At 70.8% G+C, this 24,648-nt stretch carries 30 protein-coding genes and 2 tRNA genes; 15 read left to right on the plus strand and 17 right to left on the minus strand.

From position 1 onward, the window contains the following. Positions 1-14: 14 nt before the first annotated feature. From ACBR40_RS13135 to ACBR40_RS13170, 8 genes are all read right to left on the minus strand, one after another. The gene (locus tag ACBR40_RS13135) at positions 15-1,241 is read right to left on the minus strand and encodes a VWA-like domain-containing protein (protein WP_371248823.1); all 1,227 of its coding nucleotides are present in this window, start codon (positions 1,239-1,241) and stop codon (positions 15-17) included. After that, entirely contained in the window at positions 1,238-2,431 is a 1,194-nt protein-coding gene (locus tag ACBR40_RS13140; RefSeq protein WP_371248990.1) for an AAA family ATPase, read from the minus strand. Before ACBR40_RS13140 ends, ACBR40_RS13135 begins: the two co-directional genes overlap by 4 nt. Before the next feature lie 55 nt (positions 2,432-2,486). Continuing rightward, positions 2,487-3,794, minus strand: a complete 1,308-nt coding sequence (locus ACBR40_RS13145; RefSeq protein WP_371248824.1) for a hypothetical protein — start codon at positions 3,792-3,794, stop codon at positions 2,487-2,489. 58 nt (positions 3,795-3,852) lie between these two features. After that, the gene (locus ACBR40_RS13150; protein WP_371248825.1) at positions 3,853-4,368 is read right to left on the minus strand and encodes a hypothetical protein; all 516 of its coding nucleotides are present in this window, start codon (positions 4,366-4,368) and stop codon (positions 3,853-3,855) included. Between the two features lie 67 nt (positions 4,369-4,435). Continuing rightward, positions 4,436-4,816, minus strand: a complete 381-nt coding sequence (locus tag ACBR40_RS13155; protein ID WP_371248826.1) for a hypothetical protein — start codon at positions 4,814-4,816, stop codon at positions 4,436-4,438. Between the two features lie 68 nt (positions 4,817-4,884). Then, positions 4,885-5,247, minus strand: coding sequence for a hypothetical protein (locus ACBR40_RS13160; protein WP_371248827.1), 363 nt, complete (start codon positions 5,245-5,247; stop codon positions 4,885-4,887). A 123-nt stretch (positions 5,248-5,370) separates the two neighbouring features. Continuing rightward, positions 5,371-5,664, minus strand: coding sequence for a hypothetical protein (locus ACBR40_RS13165; protein ID WP_371248828.1), 294 nt, complete (start codon positions 5,662-5,664; stop codon positions 5,371-5,373). A gap of 159 nt (positions 5,665-5,823) precedes the next feature. Next, on the minus strand, positions 5,824-6,708 hold the full coding sequence (locus ACBR40_RS13170; protein WP_371248829.1) for a LysR family transcriptional regulator: 885 nt from the start codon (positions 6,706-6,708) through the stop codon (positions 5,824-5,826). Positions 6,709-6,788: 80 nt separating this feature from the next. Between ACBR40_RS13170 and ACBR40_RS13175 the strand changes: the two genes are divergently transcribed. After that, positions 6,789-7,265 (plus strand): cupin domain-containing protein, encoded by a 477-nt coding sequence (locus ACBR40_RS13175; RefSeq protein ID WP_371248830.1) that lies wholly within the window; start codon positions 6,789-6,791, stop codon positions 7,263-7,265. Continuing rightward, positions 7,262-7,624 (plus strand): DoxX family protein, encoded by a 363-nt coding sequence (locus ACBR40_RS13180; protein ID WP_371248831.1) that lies wholly within the window; start codon positions 7,262-7,264, stop codon positions 7,622-7,624. Before ACBR40_RS13175 ends, ACBR40_RS13180 begins: the two co-directional genes overlap by 4 nt. 39 nt (positions 7,625-7,663) lie before the next feature. Here the strand turns inward: ACBR40_RS13180 and ACBR40_RS13185 are convergent, their stop codons facing one another. Beyond that, the gene (locus ACBR40_RS13185) at positions 7,664-8,887 is read right to left on the minus strand and encodes an alpha/beta hydrolase (protein WP_371248832.1); all 1,224 of its coding nucleotides are present in this window, start codon (positions 8,885-8,887) and stop codon (positions 7,664-7,666) included. 353 nt (positions 8,888-9,240) lie between these two features. On the opposite strand from ACBR40_RS13185, the gene ACBR40_RS13190 reads away from it, so the two are divergent. Then, positions 9,241-9,813, plus strand: a complete 573-nt coding sequence (locus tag ACBR40_RS13190; protein ID WP_344213798.1) for an SMI1/KNR4 family protein — start codon at positions 9,241-9,243, stop codon at positions 9,811-9,813. Between the two features lie 115 nt (positions 9,814-9,928). On the opposite strand, the gene ACBR40_RS13195 is transcribed toward ACBR40_RS13190, so the two are convergent. After that, positions 9,929-10,001 (minus strand) — tRNA-Arg (locus ACBR40_RS13195). 145 nt (positions 10,002-10,146) lie between these two features. On the opposite strand from ACBR40_RS13195, the gene ACBR40_RS13200 reads away from it, so the two are divergent. The 6 genes from ACBR40_RS13200 to ACBR40_RS13225 are packed head-to-tail and all read left to right on the plus strand — an operon-like array spanning position 10,147 to position 14,944. Then, positions 10,147-11,415, plus strand: a complete 1,269-nt coding sequence (locus ACBR40_RS13200; RefSeq protein ID WP_371248833.1) for a sensor histidine kinase — start codon at positions 10,147-10,149, stop codon at positions 11,413-11,415. After that, complete coding sequence (locus ACBR40_RS13205; RefSeq protein WP_344213794.1) at positions 11,412-12,050, plus strand: response regulator transcription factor; 639 nt, start codon at positions 11,412-11,414, stop codon at positions 12,048-12,050. Before ACBR40_RS13200 ends, ACBR40_RS13205 begins: the two co-directional genes overlap by 4 nt. 18 nt (positions 12,051-12,068) lie before the next feature. Further along, on the plus strand, positions 12,069-12,431 hold the full coding sequence (locus ACBR40_RS13210; protein ID WP_371248834.1) for a hypothetical protein: 363 nt from the start codon (positions 12,069-12,071) through the stop codon (positions 12,429-12,431). A 10-nt stretch (positions 12,432-12,441) separates the two neighbouring features. Then, complete coding sequence (locus ACBR40_RS13215) at positions 12,442-13,179, plus strand: prolipoprotein diacylglyceryl transferase (protein WP_371248835.1); 738 nt, start codon at positions 12,442-12,444, stop codon at positions 13,177-13,179. After that, on the plus strand, positions 13,176-14,696 hold the full coding sequence (locus ACBR40_RS13220; RefSeq protein ID WP_371248836.1) for a radical SAM protein: 1,521 nt from the start codon (positions 13,176-13,178) through the stop codon (positions 14,694-14,696). The genes ACBR40_RS13215 and ACBR40_RS13220 overlap by 4 nt, the downstream gene beginning before the upstream one ends. Beyond that, complete coding sequence (locus tag ACBR40_RS13225; protein ID WP_329588231.1) at positions 14,693-14,944, plus strand: hypothetical protein; 252 nt, start codon at positions 14,693-14,695, stop codon at positions 14,942-14,944. Before ACBR40_RS13220 ends, ACBR40_RS13225 begins: the two co-directional genes overlap by 4 nt. On the opposite strand, the gene ACBR40_RS13230 is transcribed toward ACBR40_RS13225, so the two are convergent. From ACBR40_RS13230 to ACBR40_RS13240, 3 genes are read right to left on the minus strand one after another with little or no spacing between them, the layout of a single operon-like run. Further along, entirely contained in the window at positions 14,934-16,202 is a 1,269-nt protein-coding gene (locus ACBR40_RS13230) for a hypothetical protein (RefSeq protein ID WP_371248837.1), read from the minus strand. The two genes, ACBR40_RS13225 and ACBR40_RS13230, sit on opposite strands and share 11 nt — an antisense overlap. Continuing rightward, entirely contained in the window at positions 16,199-16,666 is a 468-nt protein-coding gene (locus tag ACBR40_RS13235; protein WP_344213782.1) for a SigE family RNA polymerase sigma factor, read from the minus strand. The genes ACBR40_RS13230 and ACBR40_RS13235 overlap by 4 nt, the downstream gene beginning before the upstream one ends. 51 nt (positions 16,667-16,717) lie before the next feature. Continuing rightward, entirely contained in the window at positions 16,718-17,176 is a 459-nt protein-coding gene (locus ACBR40_RS13240) for a MaoC family dehydratase (protein ID WP_242374063.1), read from the minus strand. Between the two features lie 275 nt (positions 17,177-17,451). On the opposite strand from ACBR40_RS13240, the gene ACBR40_RS13245 reads away from it, so the two are divergent. After that, on the plus strand, positions 17,452-18,633 hold the full coding sequence (locus ACBR40_RS13245; protein ID WP_091081101.1) for an ATP-binding protein: 1,182 nt from the start codon (positions 17,452-17,454) through the stop codon (positions 18,631-18,633). A 107-nt stretch (positions 18,634-18,740) separates the two neighbouring features. Here ACBR40_RS13245 and ACBR40_RS13250 read toward each other — a convergent pair whose 3' ends face one another. Beyond that, a complete protein-coding gene (locus ACBR40_RS13250; RefSeq protein ID WP_371248838.1) occupies positions 18,741-19,535 on the minus strand; it encodes a MauE/DoxX family redox-associated membrane protein in 795 nt (264 codons plus the stop codon). A 5-nt stretch (positions 19,536-19,540) separates the two neighbouring features. Beyond that, a complete protein-coding gene (locus ACBR40_RS13255) occupies positions 19,541-20,506 on the minus strand; it encodes a hypothetical protein (protein WP_371248839.1) in 966 nt (321 codons plus the stop codon). A gap of 216 nt (positions 20,507-20,722) precedes the next feature. Here ACBR40_RS13255 and ACBR40_RS13260 point away from each other — a divergent pair, with 216 nt between their 5' ends. Beyond that, entirely contained in the window at positions 20,723-21,226 is a 504-nt protein-coding gene (locus ACBR40_RS13260) for a SigE family RNA polymerase sigma factor (RefSeq protein WP_344213773.1), read from the plus strand. A 56-nt stretch (positions 21,227-21,282) separates the two neighbouring features. Here the strand turns inward: ACBR40_RS13260 and ACBR40_RS13265 are convergent, their stop codons facing one another. Further along, positions 21,283-21,819: a MarR family winged helix-turn-helix transcriptional regulator gene (locus ACBR40_RS13265; protein WP_371248991.1), complete on the minus strand. Its 537-nt coding sequence runs from the start codon at positions 21,817-21,819 to the stop codon at positions 21,283-21,285. Between the two features lie 103 nt (positions 21,820-21,922). Between ACBR40_RS13265 and ACBR40_RS13270 the strand changes: the two genes are divergently transcribed. Together ACBR40_RS13270 and ACBR40_RS13275 are read left to right on the plus strand one after the other, a co-directional pair. After that, positions 21,923-22,486, plus strand: coding sequence for a YceI family protein (locus ACBR40_RS13270; RefSeq protein ID WP_344213771.1), 564 nt, complete (start codon positions 21,923-21,925; stop codon positions 22,484-22,486). Between the two features lie 175 nt (positions 22,487-22,661). Beyond that, positions 22,662-22,751 (plus strand) — tRNA-Ser (locus tag ACBR40_RS13275). A 75-nt stretch (positions 22,752-22,826) separates the two neighbouring features. On the opposite strand, the gene ACBR40_RS13280 is transcribed toward ACBR40_RS13275, so the two are convergent. Continuing rightward, a complete protein-coding gene (locus tag ACBR40_RS13280; protein ID WP_371248840.1) occupies positions 22,827-23,336 on the minus strand; it encodes a hypothetical protein in 510 nt (169 codons plus the stop codon). A 130-nt stretch (positions 23,337-23,466) separates the two neighbouring features. Here ACBR40_RS13280 and ACBR40_RS13285 point away from each other — a divergent pair, with 130 nt between their 5' ends. Continuing rightward, entirely contained in the window at positions 23,467-23,805 is a 339-nt protein-coding gene (locus ACBR40_RS13285; RefSeq protein WP_371248841.1) for an Imm8 family immunity protein, read from the plus strand. A gap of 393 nt (positions 23,806-24,198) precedes the next feature. Then, positions 24,199-24,585 (plus strand): peptidase inhibitor family I36 protein, encoded by a 387-nt coding sequence (locus tag ACBR40_RS13290; protein WP_371248842.1) that lies wholly within the window; start codon positions 24,199-24,201, stop codon positions 24,583-24,585. Positions 24,586-24,648: the final 63 nt, after the last annotated feature.

The raw sequence follows: 24,648 nt of genomic DNA on the forward strand, positions 1-24,648 counted from the left end.
CCGTGACCACCCGCTCACGCCGCGTCGATCGCCACCACGCGGGCCCAGGCGGGCGGCCGGTCCGGCACGTAGCCGGGGTCGTCCTCGCGCCACGACGCCCGCCGCTCCCGGGGGAACAGCCCCACCACCGTCCGGCAGGCCGGCCGCGCCTCCGGCCACGGGGTCTGCCCGTCGGTGAGCACCACCACGACGTCCGGCCGAGGCTCCGTCCTGAGCGCCCGCGCGAACCCCCGGCGCAGGTCCGTCCCGCCGCCGCCCACCAGCGCGAGCCCCTCGGCCCGGCACAGCGGCTGCACCACCCCGGCCGCCGCGTCGCACGACACCACGCTGACCAGGTCGCGCCGCCCGCCCACCGCGCGGACGATCGCCGCGACCTCCAGCAGCGCGCTGCCCAGCTCGGCGTCACTGACCGACCCCGACGTGTCGACGACCACGGCGACCCGCGGCGGCCGGCGCCGCAGGCTCGGCAGGACGACGCCGGGCAGCGCGGCCGAGCGCCGCGCCGGCCGGCCGTAGGTGTAGTCGTCGCCCGCCCCGGGGCCGGAGGCGGCCGCGCGGATCGCCGCCCCGAGCAGCTCCCGCCACGGCTGGGGCGGATGGAACGCCTCCTCGGCCCACCGCCGCCACCCCTTCGGCACGCTCCCCGGGCGGGCGGCGATGCCCTGGGCGACCCGGAAGCGTACGGCGTCCCGTTCCTGCTCGCTGAGCCCGTCCGCGCCGTCCGGCCCGAGGTCCCAGTCCCGGTCCAGCCCGTCGGCGCCGCTGCCGCAGTCCAGCCAGGCCAGATCCTGCGTGTACGGTCCCAGCCGGAACATGCGCAGGTAGTCCTCCATCAGCTCGCCCTCGGGGAGCCCCAGGTCGGCCGGCTTGGCGGCGCCGTCCGGGCGGGCCAGCCCGTCGCCGTACACGTCGTCGTTGATCTCCAGGTCGGCGGCGATGTTCATGCACAGCCGCTCGCCCGGCCCGGTGAGCCCCCGCTCAGCCGCGACCCGGTCGCCGCGCCCGTGGTGGTCGCGCAGCAGGTGGGAGACCTCATGGACCCAGACCGCCGCCAGCTCCTCGACCGGGGTCATGGCGACGAACGCCGGCGAGACGTAGCAGCGCCAGTGCCGGTCCACGGCCATCGTCGGCACCCGCCGCGACTCGACCACGTGCAGCGCGTACAGCGCCGTCGCCAGATAGGGGCGGGCGCGGGCGGCGTACAGCCGGGCGGCGAACACCTTCTCCCGCGTGTCCGTCATCCGCCCTGCCTCGCCGCCACCCGGGCCGCGGCCAGGTCCGCCTGCCTGCTCAGGGACACCACGCCGGCGAGCCTGTCGATCGACGCGGGGACGTCCCAGCCCGCCCGCCGCAGCGCCGCGAGCGTGGACGCCGGCACCACGACCAGATCAGGCGGCCCGCTCTCCAGCGCCCGGCCCAGAACCGCCCACGCCGCGTCCCACCGCGGCTTGTCCGGACGTCTCCGCACCGCCTCCACCACCCCGTCGAGCACGGCCTGCCGCAGGTCACCGCGCTCCGGCAGCTCCGCCCCCGCGGGGTCCGCCAGCAGCGTCTCGGGGTCCGGCAGGTCCATCCGGTCCATCGAGGCCAGCAGCTCCAGCCCCGGGCCGTCCCCGACCGTGCCCCTGACCAGCATGGACAGCACTTCGCGCGACGTGCCCGCCGCCGTGGCGAAGGCGACCAGGCGCAGCGCCATGTCCCAGCTCCGTGGCGAGGGCCAGGGGCCGCCACGGCGGGACTCGTTCTGGGGGAGCTGGTGCACGAGGGCGGGACGGGCGGCGAGCAGCCCGCACACCGCCCGCCTGGCGAACGCCACCGCCTCCGCCAGCCGCGCCGGGTCGAGCCGCGGCAGGGACGCCCGTGGCCAGGTGCCGGCGAGGCCGCGTACCACGACGTCGTGATCGTGAGCCCACCGCAGGTGCACGAACCGGTTGGCGAGCGGCGGGCTGAGCTCCCAGCCGTCGGCGGCCGACGAGCGCGGGTTGGCCGCCGCCACGATCCGTACGCCGGGGGGCAGCCGCAGGGCGCCGACCCGCCGTTCCAGCACGAGCCGCAGCAGCGCGGCCTGGACGGCCGGCGGCGCGGTGGACAGCTCGTCCAGGAAGAGCAGCCCCCGCCCCTCCCGCGCGAGGTGCACCGCCCAGTCCGGCGGGGCCATCGGGACGCCCTGCGTGGCGGGATCGTCCCCGACCACCGGCAGGCCGGAGAAGTCGGACGGCTCGTGCACGCTGGCGATCACCGTCGTCAGCGGCAGGTCGAGGGAGTCGGCGAGCTGTGTCAGCGCGGCGGTCTTGCCGATGCCCGGCTCGCCCCAGAGCAGCACCGGCAGGTCGGCCGCGACGGCCAGGGCCAGCGCCTCCAGCTGAGGGTCGGCGCGAGGTTCCGTGGTGGTGTCGTGGAGGAGGGCGAGCAGGTCGGCAGCGACGTCCATGGACAAGGGGATCACCTTCGAAGGTCTCGATGTGCGGGCCGCGGCGGCCCGGGGATCAGCGCGTACGCCGGGAGGAACGGCCGGGCCTACGGGGGCGGCGAGTGGGGGCGGGCCCGAGCTCGTCCAGCTCCGCCCGGAACAGCCCATGAGCCACCCGACGCCGGGCCGCCCACTCCAGCTCGTCCCGCAGCGGGCCGTCGGGCAGCGAGGCACCCGGCCCGAGCAGCCGCTCGACGACGGCCAGCGCGCCGGCGACGTCGCCGTGCTCCAGCCGCCCCCGTACGTCGTCGAGCGAGCTCGGATCGCGGTGCGCCAGCTCGATCGCCGCCAGGCAGGGCAGCGGGGTGCCGCCCAGCGCCGCCAGCAGCTCCTCGCGGCGCACCTCGTCGGCCGAGTGATCGAGCGGCACGAGCACCCCGTCCACGAGCCCGACCCGATGCAGGGCGTCACGGCACCGGACCAGCTGCATGCCGCTTTCCGTGGGCTTCGGGTAACTCGTCACCGTGTGTCCGGGGACGAGCGCCGCCGCGACCAGCGGATGCAGCCGATCGGCCTCGATCAGCCCCGCCCGCAGCAGCGCCAGATCAGGCAGCACCCATGTCGCCGCGTCCGGCAACATCGGCAGCCCGGCACCGCCGCCTGTCGTGATGCGGGGCTCCGGCGCCGACAGGTCCAGCAACAGCCGCCGCCGCCCGCCGAGCCGCACGACGACCGCGTCACCGCGCTGCCCATCCTGCCCATCCTGCCCGTCCTGCCCGTCCTGCCCGTCCTTCCTGTCAGCCCGCAGCAGCAGCCGCGCCTCGTCCGGCCACCGATCCACGGCGCACCCGCCCGGCCCCCCGGCGCCCGACCGCGTCCGTAGTTCATGCACCCTGCGTACGTCCCACAGGTGACGATGCAGGTCGAGCCGGAAACACCGATGAGGCCGCGGATGCGGATGCGCGCGCGCCACCGGCCGGTCCGCGTCCCACAGCTCCAGGCCGAACCGCTGCCCCGCCGCCGCCCGGACCGGCGGCGTACGCGCCACGAGCCGCAGCCCGGGCGCGTACCTCGCGAGCGCGACGGTCAGCCCGGGCCGCAGCAGACCGTCGGGCGCCACCCGCGGCAGGTGCCAGCGCAGCAGCTCAGGAGCCAGATGCCGGAGATCATCCCGTACGCGCGCCGCGACCTCGTGCCCATGAACGCGGGCCACGGAACGCAGGTCGAGATCGACGTCCACGCGCGCCGCGGCGCACGCCCCCGCCCAGTCGCCGACGGCACGGCGGGCGGTCGCACGTTCGATCATGGTGGGCGGCACGGCGAACTCGCGCACGCGCAGCCAGAGAAGAAGGCGAGAATCCTCGTCCGCGATCATGGAGCGCATCAGCACTCACCTTGCGCGAACGGGACCCCCAATCTGCTGAAAGAGAGGTTCATCCCGATCAGGATATAGCCACGGCCCCCGTCTCGATCAAGCCCGAATCCGTCCACAATCCCAGAGCGACCTCGACGTGCCGTACGACCTGCAACAACTCCCACGACTGGAGCCGCGACTCGACCTCCCTGATCCGTCCCAGGAGAGCATCACGTTGCCCGGCCGTCGCCCGAAGGCATTCCTCAACGCATTCAACGAGCTCCGCCGGCATCAACTCACTCGGACGACGCTCACGCCAGAACCACAACGCGAAAAGAGCGGCTTCGCGAGGAGCGCCGTACCAGTAGAAACGCGCCTGAACATTCGGATCGATTTCCCCTGCCCCCGGCACCCGCCAACCACGTTTCTTGGCCTCCAGCCGCCTCGCCGCATAATCCCGCACCGCGACCTGCCGAGCCGCCCGACTGGCCTCGACCAGCTCCAACGCCCGCAACAACGCCGACTCCTCCCGCTGGAACCGGCCCGCCTTGGCCTCCAAATAGCCCAGCGTCGCCCGAAATCCGAGCGGCCTGTACAACTGCACGCAGGAACGCAAAGCCGACACCCGCCACCGAAAAGGCAGGGCAGGATCACGCACCCTGCGGGCGTAATTACCGAAGCTCACGGGGCTTGTCGAACCACCGCCCGGCCGAGGGCAACAAGAGCAGAACGACCACCACCCAGCCGAAACTGTTTCCGACGACCACCGACCGCCAGTCGACGGTGGAATAGAGGACCATGTCCACGACCTCGACGCCGGCCGGCACCACCTGCATGGCGACGAGCGACCAGCGCAGGTAGATCCGGCGACTGTTCCACCGGCTGAGCAGCCATCCGAGAAGGGCCGTGCTTCCCGCGACGAACGCCAGTACGAGCAGGTACACCCAAACAAAGCTTGAGAAGAAAAGAGCCAGGAAGAGCCCGGCGCCCACCAGGCCGAATGCCACCTGGATCGTGATGAGAATGCGAGCCGCCTTGAGGGTGACCGGCATGGGGGGTGCCTCAACGGAATTCGCCACAGCGCCATTCTCCCGGACGGAGGAACCTTCTGGCGATGCCATCAATGCAGCGAAACGTACGGTTCCCACATCACAACGAGCACCGCCACCACCGCGAGCGCCACGCCCTGCATCACCACGACCCCGTGACGCCGCCGCCTCCAGGCGACGACGGCGATGACCACCAGGGCCAACGCCACGAGGGCGTAGGAGCCGTACGCGACGGCGGAGCGAACGGCCATCTCCGCATCCCACTGCTCGGGAGTGGGGTCCCCGCCCGAGCAGAGCCTGCTGGCACCGTCGCACAGGACGCCGCGATTACGAACCCAGAGGATGGCGGACCCCGCCGCCAGCAGCAGGCCGACATTCACGGTGAAGGCACCGCCGACGCCGAGGAGGCGTCCAGATGAGCCGTCACCGTTCACGCGCGAAAGCCTGCCAGCCGATCGGCATCGCCCGCCACTCGACCGCCCATCTTCCGCCGACGCGAGGCCCGTTCCAGGGACCTCTGGGAGTGGGCCTCGCTCATCGGCGCCGGCGCCTCTTGATCAGGGGATGTAAACCTCGTAGTAGTAACCCGCCCGCCAAACGCCGCCTCCGCGGAACCAGTGACAGCCGACGAGCGCGGTGTATTGACCGTTCTGCGCAGCGTCCTCGAAGGCGACTTCGCAGTCGGCCAGGGTCGAGTAGGGGCCTTGCAGATACCAGTCCGGCGTCGGCCAGCCGCCGGTGGCCACGGCCGTGCTGGTCTGGGTGCCTGCGACGGCGGGTGCGGCACTGATCAGGGCACTGGCGCCGAGCGCCACGGCGAGCACAGCGGAACGTAATCGGCGGACCTTCATGGTGGGTGACTCCTCGCATCCGGGAAGGAGAACACCTTCAAGTGATCACCGGCCACGACAATCGTCAAGACCTGTGGTCAAGACGGCATCTCCCGCAAAACCCGCGACCGAATGCGCCTCGATGCGAAGTCCGACTCCGATCACCGCACCTAATCATGATCAAGGTGCTGTGGCTGCACGGCCAGTGGGTGCTTCCTCCCGATAAGCGGCGACCGCGAGCCGGACGAACGAGCGGATCAGCGGATTCGTGTCGCCCTCGTTCCACGCCACCACCGCGCGGCTCGGCGGCATGTCGATCAGCGGCACCACGGCGAGCCCGTCCGCCTGCGGGTGGTTCAGGAGGGTCATGCCGACCGTGCCGTTCCAGAGAACGGCCTGCCTGCATTCCTGGACGGCACGCACCACCGGGCCCTCCCGAGGCGTCCCTCCGTTCCAGTACGTCTGCCAGGCGGGGTCCGTGCCCTCCGGGAACAGGAACCAGCGGCGGTCGGCCAGATCGGCCAGCTTCACGCTTTCCCGGCCGGCCAGTGGATCGTCCGCGCGCACCAGCGCGCCCACCGGGTCGGCGCGCAACTCCCGTACGGTCAGGCCGGTCTCGTCGAACGGCCCGCGGGTCAGGGCCACGTCGACCAGCCCGGCGTGCAGGCCGCAGGTGGGGTCGGTCAGGTCGGTCTCACGGATGCGGACCTCGACCTGCGGGTGGAGACGGCGGTAGGCGTCGGCCAGCCGGGCCGCGGCCGGGTCGGAGGTGTCCCCCAGGAGACCCACCGTGATGGCCGCGGCGCCGGCCGCCGCGGCCACGCGTACGCGCAACCGGTCGGCCTGGTCGAGCAGGGCCCGCGCCTCGTCCAGCAGCACGGCCCCCACCGGGGTGAGCGAGACGCCGGAGGGCGCGCGGTCGAACAGCGCGGCGCCGACCTCGTTCTCCAGTTGCTTGATCGCCCGGCTGAGCGGCGGCTGACTCATGTGCAGCCGGGCGGCGGCCCGGCCGAAGTGGAGTTCGTCGGCGACCGCCACGAAGTAGCGCAGCGTGCGTAGCTCCATGGTGCGACGATACCCGTACGGTATCGGCGGCACAGAACAGATCTTGGACAGCCGCAGTGCGCCGACGGTGGGATCGGGACATGACCGATCGACTCACACCCGTATCAGTGGTCGGCCCGGACGACGGCGAGACGATCGTCCTGGGCACCACGCGACTGCGCATCCTCGAAGACGGCAGCAACACCGGGCACCGCCTCGGGATCGCCGAATCCGTCCTCGCGCCGCACACGCCCGGACCGCCGCAGCACCGGCACGCCCAGCACGACGAGGGCTTCTACGTCATCTCCGGCGCGGTGCGGTTCACGGTCGGCGACGAGGACCACGACGCGACGGCGGGGACGCTCGTGATGGTCCCGCCCGGAGCCCCGCACACCTTCGCCAACGTGACCGACGAACCGGCCGTCATGCTCAGCACGTTCACGCCCGATCTGTACGTGCAGTACTTCCGCGACCTGAAGGACATGATCGCCGGTGGCCGGGCGATGACGCCGCAGGCCAACATCGAGACGATGCGCCGCTACGCCACCGAGCCCGCCACTCCTGGATGGGCGCCGTGAACGTCGCGTACTGGATCGTCGCCGGCCTGCTCGCCCTCTTCTACCTCTACGCGGGCGGGGTGAAGGTGGTCAGGAGCCGCGAACGGCTCCGGCCGATGATGGCCTGGGTGGACGACACGCCGATGCCGGCCGTCAGGGGCATCGGCGTGATCGAGGTACTCGGCGCGATCGGGCTGATCCTCCCGCCGCTGACCCGCATCGCGTCCTGGCTCGCCCTGGCCGCGGCCATCGGCTTCGTGGTCCTCCAGATCGGCGCGACCGCCCTGCACCTGAGACGCGGAGACCGCCAGATCGCCCTCAACATCACCCTTCTCCTCGCTGCGGCTCTCACTGCCTGGCTGGCGACGACATGGCTGTGAACAGGCGTGCCGCGTCGCATCCCTCCCGTCCGGGGGGTGTCACGGCGGACCTTCGTAGTCAGCCGGTGGCGTGTCGGCGGTGTACGGGGAAAGAGGCAGGGACCGGTCGGCAAGGAACGCGGTGATGGCCTTCGGCACCATCGCGTGGCCACCTTGGTAGACGTTGTGACCGGCGCCGACCAGGTAGATCAGGCGTGAGTTCGGCAGCAGATCGCGGTACGTCACCGCGGACCTCCAGGACAGATAGTCACACGAGCCCTTGACGATCAAGGTCGGAGTGGGCAGGCCGGCCAGCGCCGGACGGGGGTCGCTCGGCGGCGGGGCGGCCGCTGACTGCGGATACTGCATCGCGTAGAAGCCCGTTCCCCGTACCGGCGGCCGGTCCGGGAGAGTCGCGCCGCGGCAGTACAAGGCAGGCTCGCTGAGTTCCACCACCCTGTCGTTGACGGCGTCGGCCTCGGCGTCAGGCAGGAAGGCGTGCGCAGCCCGCGGGTTGACCTGCAACAACAGATAGCTCAGCAACGAGCGGGGGGCGAGCAGACGGGCGTACAGCCGCACCTTCCGATCGCTGTCGAGGCGACTGCTGACGAGATCGCCGCTGTGGTCATCGGGATCGGCCGCTCCTGGAGAGGTCAACACCAGCTTGGAGACGCGGTCCGGGTGAGCGGCCAGGTAGCGCGCGGCGATCTCGCCGCCGTAGGAGTGGCCGATCACGATCACCTTGTCCAGACCGAGTCGGCTGCGCAGACCCTCCAGGTCGGCTACCGCACGCTCGCGGGTGTAGCCGCGCGGATCGGCCAGCCGAGCCGAGCCGTCGGCGCCGAGTTGCGCATAGAGGTAGACGTCGAACCCCTGGTCGGCGAGGAAGGCGAACGCCTCGGCGTTGTCCCGCAGCTCGGGCACTCCTGGACCGCCGTGCACCACGATGATCGGTGGACGGCTCGCCGCCGCCCGTACCGGCAGCTTGATCACGGTGAGCCGGGATCCCGTGGACACCTGAACCGTCATGGCACCGGGCACGGACATGAACGATGAGGGCACAGGCTGCGGCGTCGACACGGCCCAGGCGAACACCGCTCCCGGCAGGAGCGAGCCTGCCGCGAACACCATCCACCGCGCCGCTCGCCGCCGTTCCGGCGGCACTCGCCAGGCCGCGACCACCGCCGCACCGCTGTAGCCGATCACCAGGAACGCCCCCACGCCCGCGATCATGAACAGCGCCGGCATCGCTGTGATCGTCGCGACCGCGAACAGCGCGGCCATACCGCCTGCCGCAGCCACCAGGGTCACGGCGGCCGCGGCCAGACATGTCACCACCCGCGACCGCCGCGGGCTCGCGAGCGGGGGTTGTCGCTCCGCGCCGACGCCCTGTGTCGCTTCCGGAGACATGGAGGCAGGTAAACACGGCACAGGCTCATCACGCCCCCGGGAAACACCTGAGTGGTCCCCTTGCCGGACCCTGAGAATGCCGTAGGGGTACGGGAACTTGATCGGACGGCGAGGTGGCGATCGGCCGCCATCTGCCGCAGCCGCCTGCTCTTCGCCCCCCGTTAGTCTGTGCGTGTTGACCCTTCACCCGGGAGAAGCCATTGCGATCGGACATCAGCCTGGATGAAATGGCTACTGAACTGTCCCGGCTCGCTGATCTCTCGACGGCTGTTCCGCTGCCGGAATCCGAGGTCGTGGCCCTGGAGAAAGTGATCGGCGCGCCGCTTCCTGACGAGTTCCGGTCGTTCCTGCTGCGTTTCGGCCGGGGAGTTTCGCCCGGCCACTTGCTCGACCTGCGTTGGATCGTGGAAGAGACCCAATGGGAGCGTGAGTGTTTCCAGGAGGAACCTGAGGTGGCTGCCTACCCTTGGGAGCCCTTCCCGGTGACTCGGGATGATGTGCGGCAACTGCGGCGCCTCGCCGCCGATGGGGCGGATCCCACCCTGTGGATGGACAAGCCCGCGCCTGGAACCATGTTCCTGTGCAGCCACGGGTGCTCGTGGATCAGCATGCTCGCCATGAACGGCGAGTACGCCGGCACCGTCTGGCTCACCGAGTGGGGTCAGGCGAAGGACATGTACTGGTGGCCATCGGCTCCCTGGAGGGATGTCGAGCCGTCGGGCCGTCTGCATGGAGGCTGGAGCGAGCCGGTGCCGTTCCTGGACTGGTACATGCGCTGGACCCAGCGGCTCGTCAGCTGACGTCGGCGCTCGCGGCAGCCGGACTTGCCTTGACGGCAGAGACGTTCAGGCTGCCTTCAGCAGACACACGAAGGCCCGCTCCCAGGAACCCCTGGTAGCGGGCCTTGCTGCTGTGCGCGGCCGAGAGGACTCGAACCCCTAACCTTCTGATCCGTAGTCAGATGCTCTATCCATTGAGCTACGGCCGCTCGCTGCGTAAGCAAGCATAGCGGGTTTCGGAGAGTGCCTCGAACCATAAACCGCGATCTCGTGTCCGCCGTCCAGATCCACGCAGGTCGCGGGCGTACGAAGGAGGGTGATCCCGGGATGGCGGCGGGGTGGTGGGATGGAGGGATGAGGCGGACGGTGTGGGGGGCCGGGCTGGCGTTCGCGATGGGGATGTTGCTCATCGCGGCGGGGTCGCGGCTTGAGCGGGGCGTGCCGGAGTGGGTGCTGGTGGTGCCGTTGGGCGTCGCATGTGCCGGGGTGCTGGTACGGCGGCGGGCCCCGGTCGTCTGCCTGGGGCTCGGGGTGGTGGCGGTCGGGCTGGACGCGGTGGTGGGGCCGTCGCTGGGGACGGTGCTGGTGTTCACCGACAACCTGTACGCGGCCGCCCTGTACGGGCCGGCCCGGCTGGCGCGCGGGCTGCTGATGGTGACGGCGGTGCTGGCGATCGGGGCCGGGGCCGGGGCGGGGTTCTGGGCGGCGGACTGGCGGCTGCCGGCGGTCATCGGGGTGCAGGCGTCGCTGGTGCTGGTGACGCCCGTGCTGACCGCCCTCCTGATCCGCGAGCAGCGGGATCGGGCGGCGGTCGAGCGCGTACGGGCCGAGCAGGTGGCGCGGCTGGCGGAGCTCGACCGGCGCGCGGCCATCGCCGCGGAGCGGACGCGGATGGCGCGTGAGCTGCACGACCTGATCGCCAACCATTTCAGCGCCATCGCCATCCAGTCCACGGCGGCGCTGTCGCGGACGGATCTCGATGCGGGGACGGTACGGAAGATCATGGAGTCCGTACGGGAGAACAGCGTGGAAGGGCTGGCGGAGATGCGGACCATCATCGGGCTGCTCAGGGAGGAGGACGCACTCCCAGGGAGTGGGGACGGGGAGCGGCCCGAAGGTGAGGCCGTGCGGCTGCGGCTGGCCGAGGTGGAGGTGCTGGTGGAGCGGGTCGTGGCGGCGGGCATGGCGGGCTCGTTGCGGGTCGAGGGGACCGTACGGGAGGTGCCCGCGGCCGTCGACCTCGCGGGTTACCGGATCGTGCAGGAGGCGCTGACCAACGCGCTCAAGCACGGCGAGTCGCCGGTCGAGGTGGTGGTCTCGTACGAGGTGGGCCGGGTGGTCCTGCGGGTGTGGAACGCGGTGGGCGGCGAGCGGCGGGCGCTGCCCGGGGCCGGGGCCGGGCTGGTGGGGATGCGCGAGCGGGCCGCGCTGGTGGGCGGGTCCTTCGAGGCCGGTCCGTCCCCGGCCGGTCCGTTCGAGGCCGGCCCGTCCGAGGCCGGGCCGGGCTGGGAGGTGGTGGCGGTGCTGACGACCGAGGAGCGCAGCCCCGCGGCCGCGGAAGGCATGGGCGGCCTGTCGTCGCAGGTCGTCGGCCTGGTGTTCCCGCGAGGAGCCGCCTCATGACCCCGCCCGTACGCGTGCTCGTGGCCGACGACCACGCCGCCGTCCGCGCCGGCATCGTGCTGATCCTCGACGGCGTCCAGGACATCGAGGTCGTCGGCGAGGCCGGCGACGGGGAGCGGGCCGTGGCCATGGCCCGCGAGCTGCGGCCGGACGTCGTGCTCATGGACGTCCGCATGCCGCGCCTCGACGGCATCTCGGCCACCCGCGAGCTGGCGGGGGTGTGCGACGTGCTGATCCTGACGACGTTCGACCTCGACGAGTACGTCTTCGGCGCCCTCCGCGCGGGCGCGGCCGGGTTCCTGCTGAAGGACACCGACGCCGAGTCGCTGGTCGAGGCGGTACGCGTGGTCGCCCGCGGCGACGGCCTCATCTCCCCGTCCGTCACCCGCAAGCTGATCTCCGCCTTCGCGGAGAGGAGCCGCGGGCCCCGGCCGAGGGAGCGGGCGCCCGAGGGCCTGACGCCCCGCGAGCGCGAGGTCCTGGCCTGCATCGCCCGCGGCCTGTCGAACGCCGAGATCGCCAAGGAGCTGGACATGGCGGAGGCGACGACGAAGACGCACGTCAGCCGCCTGCTGAACAAGCTCGGGCTGAAGAGCCGCGTCCAGGCGGCCATTCACTACTCAGAGAGCACTTAGGACCGTAATGTGAGCGGGGTGAACATGCCTCCGCCCCCACCACCTCCACCGCCGCCGTTCCCGCCGCCCCCGCCGCAGGGGCAGGGGCCGGAGCCGCGGAACACCGGGGTGATCGTCGGGCTGGCGTTCGCGGGGCTCTTCGGCTATGTCGTCATCAACTTCTTCGTCGGCCTCGTGGCCATCAGCGTGGCGCACACGGCGGCGATCGCGGTGGCCGCCGGCTTCCTGGCGCTGCTGGGGCTCGGGGTCGGGGTGACGTTCCTGCTGCTGCGCAAGTCCTGGTCGATCGGGCTGGGGCTCGGGCTGATGATGGGGTGGGCCCTGGTGTCGATCGTGTCAGCGGGTTACTGCACCGGGCTCAACCCCGGCATGTACACCTGACGACCCGCCGATGCCCCCCTACCATGAGATCTTCGTCGGCCTCGGCGTGCTGGCGGCGTCCGTCGTGTTCGTACGTGAGGCCCGCCGCAGAGGCGCGCTGAACGAGCACTCCCTCATCGCCGTGACCGGCGCCCTCGTCGGCGGCGCGATCGGCATGCGGCTCGCGGGCTGGCTGGAGACCCTCGACCTCAAGGACCTCTGGCTGTACGGCTCCCGCAGCATCCTCGGCGGCCTCACCGGCGCCTACGTCGGCGTCCTCGTCGCCAAGAAGATCAGCGGCTACCGCGAGCGCACCGGCGACCTGTTCGCCCCGGCCGTCGCGCTCGGCATGGCGATCGGCCGCATCGGCTGCCACCTCACCGAGGCTCCCGGCCGTCCCACGAGCCTGCCCTGGGGCGTGCACGCCCCGCCGACGACCCCCGACTGCCCCGGCTGCCTGACCGGCGCGGCCATGCACCCGTCGTTCCTGTACGAGATCGCCTTCCAGCTCGCCGCGTTCGCCGCGCTCATGTGGGCGCGCGGGCGGCTGACCCGGCCGGGGGAGCTGTTCACCCTCTACCTGGCCGGGTACGCCGTCTTCCGCTTCCTGGTGGAGTTCACCCGGGCGAACGAGACCCTGTGGCTCGGCCTGACCGGACCCCAATGCTTCCTGGCGATCGGCCTGCCGCTGCTCGCGGTCCGGGTGACGATCGGCTACCGGCGCGGCTACTACGATCCACTCATCTCCCCTCGAAAGGTCACGTCATGAGCGCAGGGATGAGCCTCCGGGGCGACCGCATCCTCAGGTACGTCAACGCCTTCTGCCCCCACTGCCACGGCCGTGACCTGGACCGGATCGAGCGGCTGAGCGGCTATCTCGCCGAACGCGACGGCAAGGTGTGGCTGGAGCGCGGCTGCCGCGAGCACGGCTTCATCCGCACCCTGTACGACGAGGACCCGGAGATCCTCGCGTACCTGGAGGAATGGACCGCTCCCACCAAGCAGCACATCCCGGACGTCCAGGGCAACTTCGCGCCGGTCCCGCTCGCGTACCTCGACGGCCTCCCCGAGATGCAGACCCAGCACACCTGCATCCTCCTGGAGGACATCGCCGAGACCTGCAACCTGCGCTGCCCCACCTGCTTCGCCGACAGCTCGCCCGACCTGTCCGGCGTCGTCCCCGTGCCCGACGTGCTCGCCAACGTGGACCAGCGGCTCGCCCGCGAGAACGGCAAGCTCGACGTGCTCATGCTGAGCGGCGGCGAGCCCACCCTCCACCCCGAGCTGAAGACGCTGCTCGCCGAGCTGACCGCGCGCCCGATCACCCGCATCCTGGTCAACACCAACGGCGTGCTCGTCGCCAGGGACGACTCCCTCCTCGACCTGCTCACCGAGCACCGGGAACGGGTGGAGGTCTACCTCCAGTACGACGGCGTATCGGCCGAGGCGTCCAGGCACCACCGCGGCGGCGACCTGCGTCAGCTCAAGGCCCAGGCGCTGGCCCGCCTGTCCGAGCGGGAGATCTTCACCACGCTCGTCATGACGGCCGCCCTCGGCGTGAACGACGGGGAGATCGGCGACGTCGTACGCCTCGCGCTCGAAACCCCGTACGTCGGCGGCGTCTCCCTGCAGCCCCAGTTCGGCTCGGGCAGGTCGGGCGCCATCGACCCGATGGACCGGCTCACCCACACCGGCGTGCTCAAGCGCCTCGGCCCGCAGACGGACGGCCTGGTGACCTGGCGCGACCTCACCGCCCTGCCCTGCTCGCACCCGCACTGCTGCTCGGTCGGCTATCTCCTGCGCGACGACGCCGGCCAGTGGCGCTCGCTGACGGCGCTCATCGGCCACGACCGGCTCAAGGCGAACCTCGGCCTGGTCTCCAACCGCATCGCCGACAGCGAGATCCCGCGCGAGCTGCGCCTCGCCGTACAGGAGTCGCTGCTCGGCCTGCTGTCGGAGCAGTCGTCGCTGTCGCATCCCCAGGTCGGCGACCTGTGGCGGAACATCTGCGAGAACTGCGACCTCGGCATCTCCACCCTACTCACCCTCGCCTCCTCGGCCCTGCCGGGGCGGCGCAGAAAGCTGCGCCGCATGCTGGCCGAGCGGGTGGTGCGGATCACGGTCAAGCCGTTCATGGACGTCTCCACGATGATCGAGGAACGCCTCACGCAGTGCTGCGTGCACGTCGGCACCCGCGAGGGCGAAAGCGACCAGTGCGCGCCGTTCTGCGCCGTCCAGGCGTGGCCGCAGCTGTCCCGGCAGCGCCTGTCGCTGGTGGCCCGATGAGCGCGCAGCCGGAGGGCAGGGCGCCGTACGATCCGCTGCGGCTGTGCGTGTACGCCACCGTCGCGCTGCTGGCGTGGCTGCTCGGGCCGTGGGCGGTGCTGGGGTTCGCGGCGCTCGGGTTCGCCGGCTACTGGAAGGCGCGGCGGGCCGGGCTGACCCGGAGCAAGTGCCTGCTACGGGACACCCGGCTGGTGCTGGCCTATCTGGGGCTGCTGGCCGCCGTCGCGGTCGTGGCGATCATCGTGTGAGTGCAAGCAGGTTGAGCACCGTCCACTCCTTCCCGCCTAGGGTCGTCGGCGCGCACGTCTTCTCGGCGCAGGTCGCGGGAGGCTGCGCGTCCGCGTCCCAGTGGAGGACGGTCGCGGACGCACTCTTCGACACCGCGATCGGCGTGCCCAGCGTGCCGGGCCGCTGCTCGCCGAGCCCGATCGTCGTGCCGGTCTCCAAGTCGAAGAGGACGGCGAGCGGCCCTCCTCCGGTCTGCGGCGGCGTCTCCGGGACGGTGAGCACGTACCGGTCGGCGTAGGGCGCGCGGGGCGCGTACAGCCGCAGCCCGAGCAGCAGCATCGTGGCGCCGGTCCCGTCCACGCGCTTGACCGCCAGGCCGCCGTTGTGTGCCCCGGCGCACCAGCGCGGCCCGCACCGCAGGAACCGCGTCCCCTCCGGCGCCCGTACGTCGAAGGAACGGCCGGTCTCCAGGTCGACGGCCCGGTCCTGGTTGGCGAGCGGGCTCCCGCTCCCGCTGCGGTGCGCCGCCCACGGCCAGGAGGTCAGCGTGAGCCCGTCGCCGCCGGGCACCCGCGCCGGCGTCCCCCCGGTCAGCGGCACCCGGAGGACGCCGCCGTTCGAGGGCGACCAGACGAGGGAGTCGTCCGTGACCCCGAACGCCGCCACGTTCCCGGTGGTCGTGACCACGCGGGTGGCCGTCCCGCCGGTGCGCGGCACGGCCCAGAAGGTCGTGGTGCCGCCGGTCGTGACATACCAGGCGATGTGGCCGGGGCCCGCCGTCACGCTGTCCGGCCCGTCCTTGCCCTTGACGGCCGGTACCTGGGCGAGCGTCCTCGTCGTACGGCGGGTCATGTCGTACACGTCCAGCCGGGACGGCTTCCCCTTGGCCGGCGCGGCCACGAGCAGCAGCACCTCCGCCGGGCTCAGCGCGGTCACCGGCAGGATCCGCGCCCCGCCTGCGGTCCTGGCCGGCACCTTGGCCAGGGCCTGCGGCCGGCGCTTCTCCACCTGCGGCCACGGCTCGTCGACCTTCGTCCACCGCTCCTCGACCTGCGTCCACCGCTCCTCGGCGCGTCGCTCGGAGCCGGACGCGACGGACAGGGCCGCCGTGGTGCCGCCCGCGACCGCCACCGCCGCGACGGCCGCGAGCGCCATCCGCACCCGCTGCCGGATCCGGCGGGCGTGCCGCCTGGCGGCCACGCCCTGCGCGAGGTCCACCTGCTCGACCTGGTCGGCGGCGGTGCGCAGGGTGCGGATCAGGTCCTGTTCGCCTCTCATCGTGCCTCCTGCAGCACTCGCTTGATCCGGAGCTTGTCGAGGGCGCGGGCGGCCTGGCTGCGTACGGTGCCGCGGGAGACGCCGAGGAGGTCGGCGATTTCCTGGTCGGACAGGTCCTCGTAGTAGCGCAGCACGAGCACGGCCCGCTGCCTGCGGGGGAGTCGCTGGAGCTCGGCCCACAGGTCGGCGTCGCCGTAACGGTCGTGGGCGCCGTGGTCGGGGACGGTGGCGACCAGGCTCTCCCTGCGCCGCCTGCGCCAGGACCTGATGTGCAGCCGGACCATCGTCGTGCGGACGTACCCCTCGGGGTCGTCTTTGTTGCGCACGCGGGTCCAGGCGTCGCCGAGGCGGGCCAGAGCCTCCTGTACGAGGTCGGCCGCGTCCTCGGAGTTGCCGGACAGCACGTAGCCGTACCGGAGGAGGGCGTCGCCCCGGGCCCGGACGAACTCGTCGAAATCTTCCACGAACCCAGGGAGCGACTGAGGGGTCTTACTGTTGCACGTGAAACGTCGCCGCTACTCGGCGGGGACGTACAGCGAGAGGGTCTCGGCGACGCAGGCGGGGCGCTTCTCGCCCTCGATCTCGATCGTCATCTTCAGGTTGGACAGGTAGCCGGCCGGGGTGCCCTTGACGTCGGTGAGCTCGCCGACGGCCCGGATGCGCGCGCCCACCGGCACCGGCCGCGGGAAGCGGACCTTGTTGAGGCCGTAGTTGACGCCCATGGCGATGCCCTCGACCTTGACCAGCGAGAACATGAACGACGGCAGCAGCGACAGCGTCAGGTAGCCGTGCGCGATGGTGCCGCCGAACGGCCCCTCCTTGGCCCGTTCCACGTCCACGTGGATCCACTGGTGGTCGTCGGTGGCGTCGGCGAAGGTGTTGACCTGATCCTGGGTGACGGTGCGCCACTCGGTGGGACCGAAGGTCTCGCCGACGGCCGCCTTGAGCTCCTGAACGTTCGCGAAGGTCCGCATGACGCGAAACGCTATTGCCCGGCCGCCGCGGCTGCCAAGTCGCCGGGTCGTCCGCGCGGCGTCGCGACCGTTGCGAAGATCTTTACCCGAAAACCATCGCATAGGTGTTCGAGTCCGCGCTACAGTCTTGGGAGCGGCAATCGAACAAGGGTTCGGCCTGGTGAGAGGGGGTGTGTCCGATGGCGGTGCTCGCGCCACCCCGCGCCCGGACACGCCGTAGCACTTTCTTCCCAAATCTAAGACGGCCGCTATATCCGGCAATAAAGTCCGAGAGCGTGGACCCTGTGCGAAACCCCTACGCTCCCGGCGCGGGACAGCGTCCCCCGGAGCTCGCCGGCCGTGACCGAGAGCTGCAGCAGTTCGAGGTGGTGCTCGAACGCGTCGCCCGTGGCCGTCCCGAGCGCAGCATGGTCGTCACCGGGCTGCGCGGTGTCGGCAAGACCGTGCTGCTCAACACGTTCAAGTCCATGGCCATGCAGCGGCTGTGGGGCACGGGCAAGATCGAGGCCCGGCCCGACCAGTCGATCCGGCGGCCCGTCGCGGCCGCCCTGCACATGGCCATCCGCGAGCTCGCGCCGCGTCACCGCGCGCCCGAGCGCATCGAGGAGTTCCTCGGGGTGCTCAAGGCGTTCGCGATGCGCGACCCGGCCGCGGCCAAGGGCACCTCGCACTGGTCGCCCGGCATCGAGGTGCCCGCCAGCCGCGGGCGCGCCGATTCGGGCGACCTGGAAATCGACCTCACCGAGCTGTTCGTCGACGCCGCGAGCGTGGCGACCGACCTCGCGGTCGGCATCGCGCTGTTCATCGACGAGATGCAGGACGTCCCGGCGTCCGACGTCTCGGCGCTCTGCGCCGCCTGCCACGAGCTGTCGCAGTCGGGCGGCCCGCTCATCGTCGTCGGCGCGGGGCTGCCCCACCTGCCGAGCGTGCTGTCGGCCAGCAAGAGCTACTCCGAGCGCCTCTTCCGCTACGCGCGCATCGACAAGCTCGACCGGGAGGCGGCCGACCTCGCGCTGATCCTGCCCGCCCGCGAGGAGGAGGTGGAGTTCACCCGCGAGGCCCTCGACGCCCTCTACGAGGCCGCCGACGGCTATCCCTACTTCGTCCAGGCGTACGGCAAGGTCGCCTGGGACCTCGCGCCGCGCACCCCGATCACGCTCGACGACGTCAAGGTCTCCGCGCCCGAGGCCGAGGAGGAGCTCGCGGTCGGCTTCTTCGGCAGCCGCTACGAGCGCGCCACCCCGGCCGAGCGCGACTACATGCACGCCATGGCGCAGATCGGCGACGAGCCGGTCGCCACCGCCGAGGTCGCCGAGGCCCTCGGCCGCAAGCCGTCCAGCCTGTCGCCCGCCCGCGACAGTCTGATCAAGAAAGGGCTGATCTACAGCGCCGAACGCGGGTTGATCGCGTTCACGGTGCCGCATTTCGGCAGATTCCTGCGCGCCCAGCCGGTGTGAGCCGGGCACGCTCCTAGTCCTCTATTGGGCTGTCTAGAGGGGAAGCTAGATAGCCCAATAGAGTCATATCCGCATGGCCGTCGAGGCTTCTCTACGGCTGTCTAGCCTCAGGCCGATACAGGGCTATATTCCGGCAGAGACGAGTCGCTGTCCTCGCCGCTGACCACCGCCATCCGCACCGCCGGTCGCCGCCCGCTGAGATAGACGGCGAACACCACGTCGTCCTGCTGCTGGTTGCGGAAGGAGAAGAAGCGCCAGCACAGCTCGCGCCAGCTGTCGTACGGCTCGGCCGAGGTCAGCTCGTGCCGGTGCGCCCGCCAGGTGCCGCTCGCCCGCAGCCGGGCGAGGGTCGTCGACTCGGCGGGCCCAGGGCGCTGCTCGCAGGGGGCGCGGTAGCGCACCCGGTCGAGCAGCTCCTCGATCTCCGGCGACAGCGCGGCGAGCACCAGCGCCCCGGCCGCCGTCAGCCACGACAGGCCGGTGGCGGCCGTCCAGCCGGTCACGGGCGCCCACACCGACACGACGGCCATCCCGGTCAGCACCACCGTCCTGGCGATCGAACGCAGCCCCACCGGGGCCGAGCTCACCTCGCCGAAGCAGCCGCAGCCCGCGTCCGGCCGCCGCCTGCGCAGCTCCAGCAGCACGTACGTGGACATCGCGAAGAACGCGACCGTGCCCCACCGGAAGAACGGATGCGTGGAGAGCGCCAGCCCGGCCGCCAGCACCGCCTCGACGACCGCGCACACCAGCAGCGCGGGCGCCTGCAACCGGCCGGGCATCAGCACGGCCGGGCCGAGCCGGGACAGCGCGCCGGGCTCGCCGCCGGAGCGTACCGTGACGATCTTGGCCACCGTGCCCAGGGCGAGCAGCACGACGAGGATCGGCAGCTGTGATTCCAGCACGCGGGTCACCCCAATCCGATCTGAGCGTTGAAGCAGCCTTTCACCAAATCACCGCCGAGCTCCACGTACGAGTACGGCGAGAGCTCGGCGACCCGCCCCCGCGGCGAGGTGTCGCACTCGACGCAGCGGTCGCAGAACCGCCCCGCCAGGCAGCCGCAGGCCACCACGGGGACGTTGGCCGAGCGGCCCGAGCAGACGTTCCTGATCTGCAGGAGCGAGCCGAGGGCGAGGTACGGCAGTCCGGCGCAGGACACCCCGGCGTCCGCGCAGCCGGTGTCGGAGCGCTCCAGCATCGGGTAGGCGGCGCCGCGTTCCTCCTCGTCGAAGGTGTCCGACCAGGTCGCGGTGCCGGCGATGCGCTGCTGCACGCCGGCGTACGCGGGGGGCGGGGGCGGCACGGCGCGGGCCGGGTAGGGCGGCTGCGAGGTCGCCGGCAGCAGCGCCTGGCTCGCGCCCTCCTGGCGCAGGCCGATCGCGTCGAACAGGTAGCCGGGCTCGAACTTCGGATGCCGCACCTGGAGCCGTCCCGACGCCCGGTAGGGGATGACGATCGTGCGGTGCCCGCGGTGCGGCCCGCAGTCCAGCTCGACCGTGAGGTCCTTACGTCCGTCGATGGACTGGATCGTTCCGGTGATGCGGGTCGTGTCGGCCCAGATGCGCTCGACGACGCGGCCCTCGCGCAGGGTGCGCATCATGACCAGCGACCCCACGGGCAGGGCGGCGGGGGCGACGTCGGCGCCGTGCCAGGCCGTCGCCCAGGGGGCGATCACCAGGCGTTCCTGGGCGCCCTCAGGGGTCTCGATGATGATCAGGTGCGGGCTGATGTCGAGGATCTCGCCGGCCACCGCTCGCAACGGCCCGCCTCCGGCTTCGCCTGATTCCTTGGGATTGTCGGGGCCCGGGAGACCGGGCTCGCGGCCGAGCGCGGCCGCGGCGAGCACGCGGCGGCGCTCGATGATCGGATACCCCATCCGCCCTCCCTCGCTCGCCTACTAGGGTCACACGACTCGCGAGTGGATCACGCCCTGCGGCGCACAGGGGAGCAAAATACGCAACCTTGAGGAAGTGCCCTGACATCCGGCGGTGGAAGGATCGCCACCGACCTGGACGGACTTTTGTCGTCGGCGGGCCGAAACCTGAATTGCAGTTCAGCCCGAAAAGGGCATCCGGCTGCGATTCTGGCCACGATGCAGACCACGGACTGGGAAGAAGAGTTCCGCGAGTACGTCACGACCCGCGGTCCCGCCCTGCTGCGCGCCGCGAACCAGCTCACCGGGCACCCCCTGGACGCCGAGGACCTGCTGCAGAACGCGCTCACCAAGACGTACCAGGCGTGGGGGCGCATCGAGGACCGCCGGGCCTTGGACGGGTACGTGCGGCGGGCCATGGTCAACATCAACATCTCCCAGTGGCGGCGGCGCAAGCTGGAGGAGTACCCGTCGGGGGACGAACTCCCCGAGGTGGTGGCCGCGGCGGAGGGGGCGCCGAGCGGGGAGATCCACGAGCGGCTCGAGCAGGCGCTGAGGGAGCTGCCCGAGCGGATGCGGGCGGCGATCGTGCTGCGGTACTACGAGGACATGACGGAGCCGGAGATCGCCCAGACGCTGGGGATCAGCGTGGGGACGGTGAAGAGCACGGTGTCACGCGCGATGAGCAAGCTCCGCTCCGCCCTGGGGCTCGCGGGCTCGTAGGCTCGGCCTCGCCGGGCCGGGCTCAGGGCGCGGCCGGGTTCAGGGCGCGGCTGGGTTCAGGGCGCGGCTGCGACGGCGGCGTCATCGCATCCGGATCCGGTCGTGGCCTCGCATCCGGCGGCGTCCGTGGCGAGGTCGGCGCCGGCGGTCGCACAGGGGCGTACGACGTCCCTGATCTTCCTCAGACTGGCCAGGAAGGTCTCAAGCTCCTCATCCGGCAGCAGCCTGGTGAACGTCCTGTCGATGTCCTGGAGGTGCTCGGGCAGCACGGACTCCAGCCGGTCCTGGCCGGCCGGCGTCAGGACCGCGTACGAGGCACGCCGGTCGCTGGGACAGGCCTGCCGCGCCACCAGCCCTTCCCGTTCGAGCCGGTCGACGACCCGGGTCACCCCGCTGGTCGACAGCCCGGTCTGCGCGGCGAGATCGCTCATCCGCAGCCGCTGCTCGGGGGAACGTGCCAAACGGATGACGGTCTCGAAATCGATCTCCGACAGGCGGGCGCGCGCCAGCGCGGGATGCAGCCGCGCCATGATGCCGGCGTGCACCTCGGTCAGCAGGCCCAGGGCCGTGAGCCGGGAATCGTGGTAGTTCATCACGCTCATAGCATAGACGACGATAGTTGACGTGCGGAATATTCCTCGTGTAGAAAGTTGTTGCAGCAGACATCCGCACCGCGACTGTCACGAGGAGAACACCATGAGCACCCGTACCTGGGAGAGCCTGACCATTCCCGCCGCCGGCACGTACAACCTCGACGTCGCCCACACGCGCATCGGCTTCGTCGTCAAGCACATGATGGTCAGCAAGGTCCGAGGACATTTCGGCACCTTCAACGGCTCGGTCACCATCGCCGAGAACCCGCTCGAATCCTCCGCCGAGCTCACCATCAAGACCGAGAGCATCGACACCGGCATGCCCGACCGCGACGGTCACCTCCGCAGCGACGACTTCCTCGCCGCCGACAAGTTCCCGGAGATCACCTTCAGGAGCACCCGCGTGACCGGCCACTCGGGCGACGAGTTCACCGTCGTCGGCGACCTGACCATCCGCGACGTCACCAAGGAGGTCGAGCTCACCGTCGAGTACGGCGGCGCCGGTACCAATCCCTGGGGTGCGGCGGTGTGGGGCTTCTCGATCACCACGGAGTTCGACCGCGAGGAGTTCGGCCTCACCTGGAACCAGGCCCTGGAGACGGGCGGCGTCCTGGTCGGCAAGAAGGTCAAGATCGAGATCGAGGGCGAGGCCAACCCGGCCGCTTGATCACGCGATCGCGTAGGGTTATCCACAGCCCCGAAGCCCGCCCACGCTCTGGGCGGGCTTCATCCACAGCCAGTTACCCACAGGCTGTTGATAACTCTTGGTGAAGGCGGGAGCGGATTCGCTTTGCCGCCTCGCCAGAAGGCCGGTACTCTGTGCTGAGCCGCACCGGCTACCAGGAGGATTCGCCTAGTCAGGTCTATGGCGCCGCACTGCTAATGCGGTTTGGGTTTAACGCCCATCCGGGGTTCAAATCCCCGATCCTCCGCAGACGAAAGGCCCTCTTCCCGATCACACGGGGAGAGGGCCTTTTTCGATCTCTGTGGACAGCAGTGGAGGGCCGTCACAGTCTCTGGCGCGTGTACCGCTGATCAGGTTCTTCGAACTCCATGCCGTTCTCGTCGAGAGCGTTGTAGATCGTCAGACGGTCGTGAGGGAAGAGGAATCCGACAGCGACCGTCCCGTGCGCCAAGTCGTCGCCCTTCCACTCGAGGAGCTCCACGGCCTGCAGTCTCTGCCCCTGCAAGTTCGCCAGCTCGTCAGGGACGCCCTCTCGCCATGCCAGCCGCAATCCTGTCCCCGCCCAATCCAGTGGCTGAGCCGGATCGACCGCGTTCCACGTGATCGAGATCTCATCGAATTTCTGGTGGACGATCTCGACCTGCTCGCCCTCGAAGTCCAGCAGGACCAGGCCGTCGGAGAACCAGACATCCTCGTCGAGGTCCCACACCAGCAGGGCTCGGGTCAGCCTCCGCCCTTCCAGCATGGCGAGTCTTCCACCATGAGCGGTGGCGACGGCGGAACTCCCGCTCAACCATGCGGGGCTGTATCCGCTGATTCCGAAGTCGAACATCTGGCGATCATGCCAGGAGTCGACGTGGGGAAGCCCAACTTTCACGAGCAAGCTCCGGCGCTGACAGAGGGTGCCGGCACCCGCTCCTAGCTTCACCCTGTTGCGCGATCATCGGGTGATGAGAGCACAAGTGGCTGCCTTCCGATGGCCGGATCTCGAACTCGGAGGAAGCATCGACGATCCTGCCCATGCCTGCGAGCTGCTGGAGATGTACGTCGGCCCGCAGGGAGAGCCGGGCGAGGAGCGGTTCCGGCTCACCGTCTGCACCCCGTCGGCCCTCGCCGATCAGCTGCGGCAGCATCCCTTTCTCGTCGGCCGCCATTGGCTGTTCGTGCCCGAGCTGCGTCCCGCCGAGGTGGCCAAGTGGCTGAGCGACCGGATAGCGGTGCTGGAGGCTCCGACCTGGAGCGAACTCGCCGAGAAGATCGGCCGGATCGGAGAGTGGGAGTTCGAAGACTACGACGGTTGAGGCCCTCGGGTCGGGTTGCAGCAGTTCACCGCTGTCCCATGCCGTTCCAGACGGAACGGTCAAGATCCGAGCTGCTCATGCGGTTTGGGTTCAACGCCCGTCCGGGGTCAAATCCCCGATCCTCCGCAGATGAGCAGATGAGAGGTACTCGTCCAGAGCATGAGGAGGGGCCTTTCTGATCTCCGGAAACTCACTTGCGGCTCTCAGCGTGAGTCCCGCGGCGCCGGGGAGCGGGCAAGCTCCTCCAGGCCGGATACCCGACGGCCCCGTGGGTCGCCTGGCCTGGGCCTTCGCCTGGCTGACGGTCGCCGTTCGGCTGGACTGGCAGTGGTACATTTTTGATCATCCGCCATGATCTTGGGCGAATTTTGCCCAGCCGAAATGAGGTCCTCCATGAAGAGAACGAGGGTACGTAGGGCTGGAGTCGTGGCGCTGGCCCTGACCAGCCTGATGGGGGTGGGCGCCGCCGCGGCGCAGGCCGACGCCCAGCGGCTCGCCAGCTCCTGCCTGTCCAGCTTCTGTCTGTACGAGCACGACAACTACGCGGGCGCGGAGCAGGAGTTCCTCTTCACCTCCAACAACACCTGCGCCAATGTGACCACGCTGAACAACAAGGCCAGCTCCATGAGGAACCCTTCGGCAGGCCGGATCCAGTTCTACAACAACGCCAACTGCTCGGGTTCCTACGGCTACGCGGCCGCCCCGAGGTCGGCTGACAGTGACCTGACGAACAACGGCTTCGACAACCTGACGAGCTCCGTGAAGCGGGTCAGCCCGTAGCAGGATCGGCCGGCGGTCCTCGGCGGATCGGAGGAATCCAGGTGTCTGTCCGGGCGTGGGGAG

It is taken from the genome of Nonomuraea sp. AD125B (assembly GCF_041402765.1).
GTDB classification, from domain to species: domain Bacteria; phylum Actinomycetota; class Actinomycetes; order Streptosporangiales; family Streptosporangiaceae; genus Nonomuraea; species Nonomuraea bangladeshensis.